10 protein-coding genes are annotated in these 12,187 nt (G+C 70.4%); 7 read left to right on the top strand and 3 right to left on the bottom strand.

Going from position 1 to position 12,187, the window contains the following annotated elements; genetic code table 11:
• The first annotated feature begins 3 nt into the window (after positions 1 to 3).
• Together ACTWQA_RS48235 and ACTWQA_RS48230 are read left to right on the top strand one after the other, a co-directional pair.
• Positions 4 to 2,220 carry an MMPL family transporter gene (locus ACTWQA_RS48235; protein ID WP_443165576.1) on the top strand — a complete coding sequence of 739 codons (2,217 nt, stop codon included), beginning with the start codon at positions 4 to 6 and terminating at the stop codon, positions 2,218 to 2,220.
• A 374-nt stretch (positions 2,221 to 2,594) separates the two neighbouring features.
• On the top strand, positions 2,595 to 3,197 hold the full coding sequence (locus ACTWQA_RS48230; protein ID WP_443165575.1) for a TetR/AcrR family transcriptional regulator: 603 nt from the start codon (positions 2,595 to 2,597) through the stop codon (positions 3,195 to 3,197).
• A gap of 316 nt (positions 3,198 to 3,513) precedes the next feature.
• On the opposite strand, the gene ACTWQA_RS48225 is transcribed toward ACTWQA_RS48230, so the two are convergent.
• Together ACTWQA_RS48225 and ACTWQA_RS48220 are read right to left on the bottom strand one after the other, a co-directional pair.
• Complete coding sequence (locus ACTWQA_RS48225) at positions 3,514 to 4,005, bottom strand: cupin domain-containing protein (RefSeq protein ID WP_443165574.1); 492 nt, start codon at positions 4,003 to 4,005, stop codon at positions 3,514 to 3,516.
• Positions 4,006 to 4,020: 15 nt separating this feature from the next.
• The gene (locus ACTWQA_RS48220) at positions 4,021 to 5,109 is read right to left on the bottom strand and encodes an alcohol dehydrogenase catalytic domain-containing protein (RefSeq protein ID WP_443165573.1); all 1,089 of its coding nucleotides are present in this window, start codon (positions 5,107 to 5,109) and stop codon (positions 4,021 to 4,023) included.
• A 129-nt stretch (positions 5,110 to 5,238) separates the two neighbouring features.
• Here ACTWQA_RS48220 and ACTWQA_RS48215 point away from each other — a divergent pair, with 129 nt between their 5' ends.
• Genes ACTWQA_RS48215 through ACTWQA_RS48205 form a run of 3 tightly spaced genes read left to right on the top strand, consistent with a single transcriptional unit; the run spans position 5,239 to position 9,979 of the window.
• The gene (locus ACTWQA_RS48215; protein WP_443165572.1) at positions 5,239 to 6,489 is read left to right on the top strand and encodes an ABC transporter substrate-binding protein; all 1,251 of its coding nucleotides are present in this window, start codon (positions 5,239 to 5,241) and stop codon (positions 6,487 to 6,489) included.
• Entirely contained in the window at positions 6,486 to 9,236 is a 2,751-nt protein-coding gene (locus tag ACTWQA_RS48210) for an ABC transporter permease subunit (protein ID WP_443165571.1), read from the top strand. The genes ACTWQA_RS48215 and ACTWQA_RS48210 overlap by 4 nt, the downstream gene beginning before the upstream one ends.
• Before the next feature lie 2 nt (positions 9,237 to 9,238).
• A complete protein-coding gene (locus ACTWQA_RS48205) occupies positions 9,239 to 9,979 on the top strand; it encodes an ABC transporter ATP-binding protein (protein ID WP_443165570.1) in 741 nt (246 codons plus the stop codon).
• Here ACTWQA_RS48205 and ACTWQA_RS48200 read toward each other — a convergent pair.
• A complete protein-coding gene (locus tag ACTWQA_RS48200) occupies positions 9,967 to 10,707 on the bottom strand; it encodes a dienelactone hydrolase family protein (RefSeq protein ID WP_443165569.1) in 741 nt (246 codons plus the stop codon). The genes ACTWQA_RS48205 and ACTWQA_RS48200 overlap by 13 nt on opposite strands.
• Positions 10,708 to 10,936: 229 nt before the next feature.
• On the opposite strand from ACTWQA_RS48200, the gene ACTWQA_RS48195 reads away from it, so the two are divergent.
• Together ACTWQA_RS48195 and ACTWQA_RS48190 are read left to right on the top strand one after the other, a co-directional pair.
• Complete coding sequence (locus tag ACTWQA_RS48195; RefSeq protein WP_443165568.1) at positions 10,937 to 11,098, top strand: hypothetical protein; 162 nt, start codon at positions 10,937 to 10,939, stop codon at positions 11,096 to 11,098.
• Between the two features lie 88 nt (positions 11,099 to 11,186).
• Positions 11,187 to 11,936, top strand: coding sequence for a helix-turn-helix domain-containing protein (locus ACTWQA_RS48190; RefSeq protein WP_443165567.1), 750 nt, complete (start codon positions 11,187 to 11,189; stop codon positions 11,934 to 11,936).
• Positions 11,937 to 12,187: the final 251 nt, after the last annotated feature.

Raw genomic sequence — 12,187 nt, 5'->3', positions numbered from 1 at the left:
GCGATGACGCGGTTGCTGGGACGGCTGGGCGGCTGGTGCGCGCGGCACGGCAAGATCGTGCTGGCGTTATGGGTGATCGCGGCCGCCGCGCTGATGGGCGCCAACCTCGCCTTCAGCAGCCCCACCAGCAACGACGCGAGCATCCCCGGCACGGACGCGCAGCGCGCGCACGACCTCATGAAGGAGGGCTTCGGCCCCGGTTACGCGCAGGGTGGCACGGTCCAGCTGCTGGTGTACTCCGCCGACGGCCCCCTCACCGAGGAAAAGCGTAAGCAGGCGATGGAGCGCTCCAGCGACCGCCTGCGGACGATGGACCACGTCGTGCAGGTGGACACGCCGTTCCGCAGGGGCGGCATCGCCTCCAACCTGCAGATCGGCCTCATCACCATCCGTATGGAGGGCCACGACCCGGACAAGCTCTCCGAGACCACGCAGGCGCTGTCGAAGGCCGCCGATCCGGCCAGGGCCGCCGGGATGGAGGTGGTGCCCGCCGACGCCTCGAGCCCTGCGGACAAGGAGATCAAGACCGGGCCCAGCGAGATCATTGGCGTGGTCTGCGCGCTGCTGGTGCTGGTGTTCGCCTTCGGGACGCTGGTGGCCGCGATGATCCCAATCTTCGCCGCGCTGCTCAGCGTGGCGTCGGGGCTCGGCGTGATCGGGCTGCTCGGCTGGGTCGTGGACATGCCCAAGCAGGCCGGGATCATGGCCACCATGATCGGGCTCGGCGTCGGCATCGACTACGCGTTGTTCCTGCTGTCGCGCCATCGCCGCCTGCTGGCCCAAGGGGTGCCGGTCGTGGAGTCGGTACGGCGTACCGTGGCGAGCTCGGGCGGCGCCGTCGTCTTCGCCGGCGGCACCGTGATCATCGCGTTGAGCGCGCTCATGCTGGCCGGTTTCCCGCTGCTGGCCACGCTCGGCTGGGTGACCGGCATCTCCGTCGTCGCCGCCGTGCTGACCTCGATCACGCTCGTCCCGGCCCTGCTCGGGCTGCTCGGCCACCGCGTCAACGCGCTCAAGGTGCCGCTCCTGCGCGGCGGCGGCTCCTCCGGCACCGGCTGGGCCGGGCTGGGGTCGTGGGTGGCGCGCCGCCCGTGGGGGACGCTGCTGGCCAGCGTCGCCGTGCTGGGCGCGCTGGCGGCCCCGGCGCTCGGGCTCAAGCTGGGCCCGCTCGACGAGGGGTATGCCGCCCAGGGCTCGGACTCCCGGCGCGCGTACGAGCTCATGGCCACCGGCTTCGGCCCCGGCGCCAACGGCGGGCTGATCGTGGTCGCCGAGCTGCCGTCGACGGTCGAGAGCGCGAAGGACCCGCTCGTGGCGAAGATCGCCCGCGAGGTGAAGGCCGTCGACGGGGTCGCGCACGTGGCCGACCCCAAGGTCAACACCTCCGGCCGCGCGGTCCTGCTGCAGACCGTCACGGACTACGCCCCCAGCGACAGCCGGGCCGCGGGCGTCGTCAGGGACATCAGGGACATCACGCTGCCCGGCGTCGACGTGCACGTCGGCGGGAAGGTCGCCGGGCTCACCGACGCGGGCGATCGCATGGCCGAGCGCACCCCGCTGGTCATCGGCGTGGTGGTGCTGCTCAGCGCCCTGCTCCTGCTGCTGGCCTTCCGCGCGCCGGTCGTCGCGATCAAGTCCGCGGTGATGAACCTGGTCTCACTCGGGGCCGCGTTCGGTTCGCTGGCGCTGGTGTTCTCCTTCGGGCTCGGCAGCGGGCTGGTGGGCATGGATACGCCGGCGGACTCCTCTTACCTGCAGACGATCTTCTTCTCGGTGCCGGTCGAGAGTTATGTGCCGCTGCTGCTGTTCGCGGTGTTGTTCGGGCTGTCGATGGACTACGAGGTGTTCCTGCTGACGGCGGTGCGGCAGGCGTACGCGCGGCATGGGGACAACGCGCGGGCGGTGGCGGAAGGGCTCGGCTCGACGGGCAGGGTGATCACCTCCGCCGCGCTGATCATGGTGGCCGTGTTCGTGGCGTTCATCGCCTACCCGGACGCCATGGTGAAGACGTTCGGGGTGGGGCTGGCGGTGGCGATCGCGGTGGACGCCACGATCATCCGCGGTTTCCTGGTGCCCGCCACGATGGTGATCCTCGGGCGCTGGAACTGGTGGTGCCCGCGCTGGCTGGACCGGCTCCTGCCGAACCTCTCCGTGGAGGGGCACGAGGAGGAGGACGAGCCGGTCGCCGAGCGCCGGGAGCCCGTCGGGGCGGGCGTCTAGGGCCGGTACGGACTGCCCGTACGAAACCGCCACATCACCGAGTTGAACTGCCGCCGGAGATTCGGTCCAGCAGGGCCACAGCCCGTCTTTGTGGATGTGGTCGCCGAGGGACCAACCGTGGTTGACCGCGACCGTTCCGTCCCGCACCGACACTATCTGGCTGGTGAGCGGACAGGTCGCCCCGGCCAGGTAGGCGGTCGAGGGCGAGATGCAGTTGACCTGAACGCCGTACCGGCCGAGTTCAAGGGCGGACACGATTGATGAAGACGACGCGTCCGCCCAGACTTCCCAAATGTGATCATCCTTCAGTTGCTACAGTCTATGTAGCGATTCATGATATGTATTAATTCGGAAGATGAACTAGACTGCCCTGCGTGGTGGAGAAACAGGGATTGCGGGAGCGTAAGAAGCAGCGCACCCGGCAGGCACTGATCGAGGCGGCGGTTCGCCTGTTCGAGGACAAGGGCTACGACCACGTGACCGTGGCTGAGATCGCCGACGCCGCGGAGGTGTCGCCCCGCACCTTCTTCCTCCATTTCCAGGCCAAGGAGGACGCGCTCCTGGCCAACGCCGACCTGCGCGTCGACCTGGCGCTGCAGGCGATCGCCGAGCGCCGCCCCGAGGAACGGCTGCCCGACGTGCTGGTGCGGGCGATGGACCTGATGATCGCCAACACCTGGGTCAGCGACCTCCCCAGCGGACTCGCGGCACTTCGGGCACGGCTGACGGCCTCAGTGCCGGCGCTGCAGGCCCGGCTGCTGCAGCGATACCTCGCCGCACAGACCGAACTGGCCCAGGCGCTGCAACGGGCATTCCCCGACAGGCTCGACACGATCACCGCCTCCGCCCTGCTCGGCGCGATGGTGGGCGCGATCAGCGCATCTGCACTGACCGCGCTGCAGCGCGGCGACGGACCCGACGAGGTACGGAACGCCATGCGGCAGGCCATGGCCTTGGTGGCGCAATCCGTCACCTGACCGCGTCCATTCCAGCCCGATTGGCTCGGTCAGTCCTCCTCCTCCCCGTCGTCGTGGCCGCGGGCGGGTGAGCGCCTTTGCGTCAACACTGGTCACATTTCGGGACAACCGTCTTCTTGGAGTGCCATGTTGTACGGGCGTCAGGCGGAGCAGGCGGTCATCGGCGGGCTGCTGGAGGGCCGGTCCGGTGCTCTGGTGGTGCGTGCTGCTGCGCCCGGTCGTCGATCACATGGAGGCGTTGCCGCCGCAGCAGGCGGAGGCGTTGCGGCGATAATGCCTGGCGGGCCCATCCGGGAGGAACCTTATGCGCGGGCGATCACACCATGTACTGGTCGTGACGCAGGTACACGTCGGTCCACTCTTCAGGGGTGAGCTGGCGGCCGGTGGCCACGATGTCGGCGAGCTCCTCGAAATAGGCCTCACGGGGCGCGCCCGGGGTGAAGAGGATCAGCATCGACGCGGGCTCCCCGGATTCGTTGCGGAAGGCGTGCACGCCGCCCTCCGGCACGAAAAGGAAGTCACCCGGCTTGCCATCGGCCCACGTGTCGCCGTTGAAGAGGCGGATGGTGCCGGACAGCACGTAGAACGACTCGGTCATCGTCCGGTGGAAGTGCGCACCGGGGCCGGACGGGGCCGGGCCCATCTCCCACCGGTACAGGCCGAACGCGCCGTTGGTCGAGCCGCCTGTGCCGAGGTAGTGCACCTGCGTCCCAGTGCCAATTTTCAGGTCAGGCGGCCTGCTGGCCGTATGGAAGACGCCGCTGTGCTCGCCGGTTTCAGCCAGGTATCGGGGCTCGGGATAGGACATGTCGGCAGGATAGCGTCAGAACGTGATCACGGTGCGGGCGACGGTCCCCTGACGGACGTGGGCGACGGCCTCGTTGATCTGGTCGAGCGGGAGGCGTTCGGAGATGAGGCCGTCGAGGTCCAGGCGGCCCCTCAGGTATTGACCGGCCAGCATGGGCAGGTCGCGGTGCGGCGCGGCGTCGCCGCCCTGGGTGCCCATGAGGCGGCGGGAGGCGAACAGCAGGCCCGGGTCCAGCTCCAGCGGCTGTCCCGCCGGCGGGCTGCCGACCATGACCGTGGTGCCGCCCGGCTGGGTCGCCGCGAACGCCTGCGCCAGCACGCCGGGCACTCCCGTCGCGTCGAAGGCGTAGTCGACGCCGCCCGTCACCAGCTCGGCCACCTGCTTGGGCAGGTCCCCGGCGAGCAGGGTCGCGGTGGCGCCGAACTGCAGCGCCAGCTTGAGTTTGTGCTCGGCCACGTCGGCCGCGATGATCGTGGTCGCGCCCGCGAGCACCGCGCCCTGGATGACGTTGAGCCCCACCCCGCCGCAGCCGACGACGAGGACCGAGGCGCCGGGAGGGACCTGGGCGACGTTCAAGACGGCGCCGACGCCTGTCACGACGCCGCAGGCCAGCAGGCATCCGGCGGCAAACGGCACACTCTTGCGCAGCCGCACGCACATGGCCTCGCTCACGACCGCGTACTCGGCGAACGAGCCGATGCCGATGAAGCGCCGCGTCTCCTGGCCGTCGAGGGTGATCCTGGGCAGGCCGCCCATGATGGTGGGCAGGCGGGCGGGACCCGAGCAGAGGTGGAAGCGGCCGGCGCCGCACGGGCGGCAGCGGCCGCAGGGACCGTTCATCGAGATGATGACGTGGTCGCCGGGCGTGACGGAGGTGACGCCCGCGCCGACGCTCTCCACCACGCCCGAGCTCTCGTGTCCGAGGATGAATGGCAGCCTGCTGACCACCGGGCTCTTGCCGTCGATGGCCTTGAGATCGGAGCCGCACACACCGGACGCCTTGATCTGCACGCGGACCTCGCCGGGTCCAGGATCGGCGATCTCCAGCTCGCGGATCTCCATGGGGGAGTGGAACCCGGTCAGCACCGCCGCGCGCATCAGCATGCGCCACACGGTAACCCCGGTGCCGAATTGTAAGCAAGCGATTGCTAGGTAGCCCGTTGACGCCCTTTCTGGGCGAATTTACGCTTGGCGGAAAACCAAGCGAGCGCTAGGCCAAATCGCGAGGCAATCATGATCGTACGGCGGGGTGGGGCGGCGGCGCTCACGGTGGCGCTGCTCGTCACCGGGTGCGCGGCCCAGCAGAAGGCCGCGACTCAGCAGGAGGGTGCGGCCGTGCCAGGCGTGACCGGCACGACGATCAAGGTCGGCGGCGTGCTGACCAAGACCAGTGCCAGCGGATACTCGACCAAGGACGCCGAGATCGGCGCCAAGGCCAGGTTCGAGCGGGCCAACGCCGAGGGCGGTGTGCACGGACGGAAGATCGAGTTCCTCGGCGCCGAGGACGATGGGCAGGACGCGGCCAAGGGCGACGCGGCGGCCAAGAAGCTCGTGCAGAAGGACCAGGTGTTCGCCCTGGTCCCGGTGCACGCGCCCAACTTCGGCGGCGCCGCCTTCCTGGAGCAGCAGGGTGTGCCGTGGTTCGGCTGGGCGACGGGGCCGCAGTGGTGCGGCACCAAGACCGGCTTCGGCTACAACGGCTGCCTGGCGCCCAAGCAGGGTGCCGGATCGCAGACCTGGTGGGGCCGCCAGATGGCCGACCTGCTCGGCGGCGCCGAAGGAAAGAGCGTCTACGTGCAGACCAGCGACTCCAGCGGCAGCAAGTACGGCGGCACGACGATCTCCCAGTCGTTCACCGCGGCCGGCTTCAAACTGGTCGGCGTGAACTCCGGCCTCCCGGCCGCCGCCCCGCCACCCGACTGGCTTCCATACGTCAACAAGATCATGACCTCCAACGGCGGCAAGGCGCCTGACGTCGTGGTCTCCGTGATCGCCGGCACCAAGTTCAACGTCGGCCTGTACTCGGCGCTCAAACGCGCCGGCTACAAGGGCGTGCTCACGGACGCCACCAGCTACGACGCCGCCATCCTCAAGGACCCGGCGAGCGCGCAGGCCCTGGAGGGCGTGATCGCGGCGCCGATGTTCGAGCCCTTCGAGTCGAGCGCGCCGGAGATCGCGCAGCTCAAGCAGGACGTCGAGAAGGTCGCCCCCGGCACGGTGCTCACCCAGCACCTGGCGATCGGCTACTGGGCCGCCGACATCTTCCTCGACATGCTCGACAAGACCGGCAAGGACCTGACCAGGGAGAAGTTCCTGGCCACCGGCAACGGCTCGTACGCCTACGAGAACGCCGGCTTCGGCAGGATCCAGTATCCCAAGGATCACAGCGAGCCGAACGGCTGCGGCGCCCTGGTCAAGCTGGAGAACGGCGCCTTCCAGGTGGCCAAGAGCATGAAGTGCTTCGACAACGTGCCGCTCAAATGATCCTTGGCTATGTGCTCAGCGGCCTGGTCACCGGCGCCATCTTCGCGATCATGGGGTCGGGCCTGACGCTCTCGTACGCCGCGACCGGGGTGTTCAACTTCGCCCACGGCGCGCTCGGTTTCCTGTCCGCCCTGCTGTTCTACGAGCTCACCACGGCCGCCGGGCTGCCCGCCTGGTTGTCGGCTCTGATAGCGGTGGTGCTGTTCGCACCCGCGCTCGGGTACGTGCTGCACAAGTCCATGTTCCGCGGGCTCGCCCAGGCGGGGGAGACGGCGCAGATCGTCGCCACGATCGGGCTGACGATCGCGCTGCCCGCGCTGGGCCTGCTGGTCGTGGACCTGACCGGGCTGCCGCCCGCGGACGCGACCTCGCTGCCACGCGGCGTCGGGCCGCACCCGGCCGTGGCGTTCGACGTGCCCTTCGGCATACAGAGCGTGCGCCTGGACACCGATCAGCTCATCACGTTCGCCTTCTCGGCGGTGGCCGCGGCCGGGTTGTGGGCGTTCATGCGGCACACCCCGTACGGGCTGCGCATGCGGGCCTCGGTCGACCGCCGCCGCCTGGCCACGCTGCGGGGCATCGACGCCGACGCCACCTCGGCGCTGGCCTGGATGCTGGGCTCAGGGCTCGCGGGGTTGGCCGGGGTGCTGGCGGTGTCGGTGCTGGGGCTGGACGCGACGGCGTACACGGTGTTGTTGTTCGCCTCGGCCACGGCCGCGGTGTTCGGGCGGCTGCGGTCGATCCCCTGGACGTTCGCCGCCGGGCTGGCGCTCGGCGTGGTCCAGAACCTGGTCGCCGGCTACACCGACTTCCTGGAGGAGGTCACTGGGCTGCGTACCGCTGTGCCGGTGATCCTGCTGTTCGCCGGGCTCGTGCTGCTGAACAGGTCACGCGAGCGGGTCGCGGGCAGCGCGGCCGAGGACGCCCCGCCGCCCGACCACCTGGCCGGGCTGCCGCCGTGGCGGCGGCGCCTGCCCTGGGCGGTGAGCCTGGTCATCCTGGTGGGCTTCACCTTCCTGGCGCCGGAGTACTACGTGGGGATCGCCGCGCAGGGGCTCGTGCTGGCGCTGATCTTCTGCTCGTTCGTGGTGGTGACCGGGATCGGCGGCATGGTCAACCTGGCGCAGGCGGCCTTCGCCTCGATGGCGGCGCTGACCTGCGGATGGGCGTTCTCCTCCGGGCTGCCGTTCTTCGTGGCGATCCTGCTGGGCGTGCTGGCGGCGGCCGCCGTCGGCATGCTGGTGGCGCTGCCCGCGCTGCGGCTGGGCGGGCGGGTGCTGACGCTCGCCACGCTGGCCCTGGCGCTGCTGGCCGACCAGGTGTTGTTCCAGGTGGACGCGTTCAGCAACGGGACCATCGGGTGGCCGCTGCCCGCGCTCGGCTTCGGCTTCGCCGACACCTCCGACCCGCGGGTGCTGGTGGTGGTGCTGCTCGTGCTGATCGGGTTCGTGGCGCTGCTGGTGCGGAACCTGGAGCGGTCCGCGTCCGGGCGGGCCATCCTGGCCGTGCGGTCGGCCCCGGCCGCCGCGACGACGTCCGGGTTGTCCGCGCCGCGTACCAAGATCATGCTGTTCGTGCTGGCGTCGGCGATCGCCGGTCTCGGCGGGGTGTTGTTCGCGGTCGCGAAGGGCTCGATCACCGCCACCGACCTGCCGGCCTTCGCCGGCTTCGTGTGGCTGGCCGTGGTGGTGCTGCAGGGGGTGCGCCGGATCGGGGGCGCGGTGCTCGGCGGGCTCATCGCGGTCGTCACGCCCGAGCTGCTGTCCACGTGGGGCTTGTCCGCGCACGTCGGGGCCATCCTGTTCGGGCTCGGCGGTATGATCCTCGCCAAGCACCCCGACGGGGTGCTCGCCCAGATGGCCGAGCTCCGCCACCGCCGCCGTACGAAGGCCACCGCAGCCCGCCCTCGCACGGAAGCAGTGGTCTCAGCGGCGGCCGACGGTGCGACGGTGGTCTCAGCGGCGGCCGACGGTGCGACGGTGGTCTCAGCGGCGGCCGATGGCGCGACGGTGGTCTCAGCGGTGGCCGATCGCGCGACGTCAGTCCCGGTGGCGGCCGATGGCGCGCGGTCGTTGCTCGTGCTGGACGGCGTCGTCGCCGGCTACCAGGACTGCACCGTGCTGCGTGGCGTGGATCTGGCCGTACGCCCCGGCGAGGTCGTGGCGCTGCTCGGCGCCAACGGCGCGGGCAAGTCCACCACCTGCGCGGCCGCCGCCGGCGACCTGCCGATCGCCGCCGGCCGGATCCTGCTGGCAGGTGAGGATGTCACCGCCTGGCCCGCCCACCGCAGAGCCCGCGCCGGCATCCTGCTGGCCCCCGAAGGACGCGGCGTGTTCCCGGGACTCACCGTGGAGGAGAACCTCCGGACCTGGCTGCCCGACCCCGAACCGGTCTACGACCGGTTGCCCCAGCTGGCCGAGCGCCGCGGCGTGCTCGCCGGCGCCCTGTCCGGCGGCGAGCAGCAACTGCTCACCCTCGCCCCGGCGCTGGTGCGGCCACCCCGCGTCCTGATCGCGGACGAGCCGTCGCTCGGGCTGGCGCCGCTGGTGGTGCGGCAGATCTTCGAGGTGTTCGCCGAGCTGCGCGAGCGCGGGGTGGCGCTGCTGCTGGTCGAGGAGAAGGCCACGGAGGCCCTCGCCATCGCCGACCGGGTGGCGTTCATGCAGCTGGGCAGGGTCACGTGGGCCGGGCCCCGCTCCGAGGTGGACAGCGAACGGCTGGCCGCCGCTTACCTGGGGGTGCGATGACCATGCTGGCCGTTGACGGTGTGTCGGTGGCGTTCGGTGGGGTCAGGGCGCTCGATCAGGTGTCGTTCGAGGTCGCCGCGGGGCAGGTCTGCGGCGTCATCGGGCCGAACGGGGCGGGCAAGACCACGCTCTTCGACGTGGTGTCCGGGCTGCGCAGGCCGAGCGCGGGGCGGGTCAGCGTGGCGGGCCGGGACGTCACCGGGATGTCGCCGGTCAAGCGGGCCAGAGCCGGGCTGCGCCGCACGTTCCAGCGCACCCAGGTGTTCGGCCGGCTCACCGTCGCCGACAACGTGCTGGCCGCGCTCGACTGGCACGGCGGCGGTGGCGGGCTCGCCGCCGACCTGATCGGCTGGCCGGGCCGGCGGCGGCACGAGCGCGAGCGGCGCGAGCGCGTGAGCGAGGTGCTGCGGCTGTGCGCACTCGACGGGCTGCGCGACGCGTACGCCGCCGCGCTCCCGGTCGGGCAGCGCCGGCTCGTCGAGCTGGCCAGGGCCCTCGCCGACCGGCCCAGGCTGCTCCTGCTCGACGAGCCCACCTCCGGACTCGACGCCGGTCAGACCACCCGCCTGGGCGCGGTCGTCAGGTCGCTGAACACGACCGTGCTGCTGGTCGAGCATGACATGGGCTTCGTCATGGACACCTGCGACCGGATCGTCGTGCTCGACCTCGGCAAAGTGATCGCCACCGGCACGCCGGCCGAGATCAGGGAGAACCCGGTTGTCCGCGCCGCCTACTTGGGCTGAGCGTGGCGCTCGGTGAACGACAGGATCTGGCGCCAGGCGTCCTGGCACGCCTCCGACCACTCGCCGTACGAGCGGTCGAAGAACGAATGCGGAGCGCCATCGTAAATGTGGGTCTCGTGCTCTGTGCCGACCCGGTCCAGCGCGGCCGTGAACGCGTCGAACTCCGCCGGCGTCGACACCGTGTCCGCCCCGCCCCTGAGCAGCAGGATGGGCGCGCCCGGACCGGTCGGAGTCTCCTGGATCGCCCGGAGGGCGCCGTAGAAGCCGATGCCGCCGGCCAGGCCGTTGCCCTCGAAAGCCTGCCGCCACGACTGGGCGCCGCCCATGCAGAAGCCCACCGTGAAGACCGGCCCGTCCAGTTCCTCGGTGGCCGCCCGCACGTCCGCCCTGACCTGGTCGCTGCTCAGCTGCTTGACGTGGGTCATGTAGTCGAAGTCGTCGCCGCGCTCGCCGAGGCCCGCCGTACGGCCGAAGTAGTCGATCGCGATCGTACGGAACCCCGCCTCGGCGAACCGCACCGCCAGGTCCCTGTAGAACGGATGCAATCCGCGTACGTCAGGCATGATCACCACGCTGCGCCCGTTCCACTCGGCGGGCTCGGCCCGGTAGGTGAGGAAACGATTGCCGTCGGCGGCGGTCAGCTCTATCTGCTCATGTGAGGCCACCTCGCCCTGGATCGGCGGTGCTGGCGGCCTGCTGTCGGTGGAATGGCACATGGTGGTCAGCATGCCCACGGCGCTCCCGAATACCCGGGCTCCGGGCTTAAACCTCTGGCCCGCCATCACTTTGGACGGAATGTGAATTCATCAGATGAACGATTCGCGCATTGAGTGGATTGATTTCGCGTTTTACGCCCGGCGGTGAAGGTGCCTTTCTTGGTTTCGGCAGAAAAAAGGGCGAAGAGCCATGGTGTGTCCGGGTGAACAATCCACAGGTTCGTATAGTCAAACAAGGGCCATGGAGAAATCCGACCGGCGCGTCCGAGAGCTCGGACCGGCACTCAACAGCATCATCGACCGGGTGTTCGGCCACCGGCCCTCGCCGTCGAGCCGCGTGGGCTCGCTCGCCTACACCGGCGAGGTCGACGTTGTCACGCGTTCATGGTTCGTCCACCCGTGACACCCGAACCAGGACGCCTTGGCCATAGGAGCAGCAGTACCACCATCACGTCGCCTCTGATGAGCGAAGATGCGGGAGGATGGACGTCATGACGACGACACCCGGGGCCGGGCTGGGTGCGATGATCCGTACGTGGCGGGATCGGCTGCCCCCGTCGGCCGCGGCGCTGCCGGTGGGCCGGGCACGCCGCGCGGCCGGGCTGCGCCGCGAGGAGCTCGCCGAACTCGCCGGCGTGTCGGTCGACTACATCGTGCGCCTGGAGCAGGGGCGGGCCACGACCCCCTCGGCGCAGGTGGTGGCGTCTTTGGCACGCGCCCTGCAGCTGTCGGCCGCCGAGCGGGATCATCTTTACCGGCTGGCCCACCTCATCCCGCCGGCGGACGGCGCGGTCTCCGATCACATCCCACCCGGTGTTCACCGTGTGCTCTCCCGGCTCGGGGACGTCGCGGTCGCCGTGTTCGCGGCGGATTGGCGGCTGATCTGGTGGAACCACAGCTGGGCTGCGCTGCTGGGCGATCCCTCCTCCTCGGCCCCGCAGCTGCGCAATTTCGCCCGCGACAGGTTCCCGGTCGATGCCGGTCCTGCTCGCCTCGCAGGGTGGCCGGTGACCGAAGTGGACAGGGACGCCACCGACGCCGCGGTGGTGTCCGACCTCCGCCGCGCCACCGGCCGCTTCCCCCATGACGCACGCCTGGCAGGTCTGGTCCGCGTGCTCAGCGCGGGCAACCAACGATTCGCCGAGCTGTGGGCGAGCGGTACGGTGGCCGCGCACCGCGAGGACCACAAAACGATCGAGCATCCCTCGGTGGGGCCCGTCACAGTGGATTGTGAGTGCTGACCGACGGTGACTCCGAGCTCAAGATTGTGATCATGACTGCCGTGCCCGGCAGCGAGGACGAGACCAAGCTGCGGCTCGCCGCGATCGCCGGTCCGCCGGTCACCACGAACAGCTCGCACACGCACTAACGGGGCTTCGCCCCAGCCCGACGAGGCATCGGGGTTGTGGCTGAGGTGGGGGCTCCGGCTGGCGACGAAACGGTGACACGATGTGCCCGTTCATGTGCCGCATGTAGCGGTGGAGTAGCCCTT

It is taken from the genome of Nonomuraea sp. 10N515B (genome assembly GCF_052245915.1).
Taxonomy (GTDB): Bacteria; Actinomycetota; Actinomycetes; order Streptosporangiales; family Streptosporangiaceae; genus Nonomuraea.
Note: the sequence above shows the minus strand (reverse complement) of the source record. Positions and strands in the feature narration are given on the sequence as shown.

Coding starts and splice junctions, on each gene's coding strand:
- ACTWQA_RS48210 (WP_443165571.1), top strand. CDS start 6,486: ATGATCCTTGGCTATGTGCTCAGCGGCCTGGTCACCGGCGCCATCTTC.
- ACTWQA_RS48215 (WP_443165572.1), top strand. CDS start 5,239: ATGATCGTACGGCGGGGTGGGGCGGCGGCGCTCACGGTGGCGCTGCTC.
- ACTWQA_RS48205 (WP_443165570.1), top strand. CDS start 9,239: ATGCTGGCCGTTGACGGTGTGTCGGTGGCGTTCGGTGGGGTCAGGGCG.
- ACTWQA_RS48195 (WP_443165568.1), top strand. CDS start 10,937: ATGGAGAAATCCGACCGGCGCGTCCGAGAGCTCGGACCGGCACTCAAC.
- ACTWQA_RS48190 (WP_443165567.1), top strand. CDS start 11,187: ATGACGACGACACCCGGGGCCGGGCTGGGTGCGATGATCCGTACGTGG.
- ACTWQA_RS48235 (WP_443165576.1), top strand. CDS start 4: ATGACGCGGTTGCTGGGACGGCTGGGCGGCTGGTGCGCGCGGCACGGC.
- ACTWQA_RS48200 (WP_443165569.1), bottom strand. CDS start 10,707: ATGCTGACCACCATGTGCCATTCCACCGACAGCAGGCCGCCAGCACCG.
- ACTWQA_RS48220 (WP_443165573.1), bottom strand. CDS start 5,109: ATGCTGATGCGCGCGGCGGTGCTGACCGGGTTCCACTCCCCCATGGAG.
- ACTWQA_RS48225 (WP_443165574.1), bottom strand. CDS start 4,005: ATGTCCTATCCCGAGCCCCGATACCTGGCTGAAACCGGCGAGCACAGC.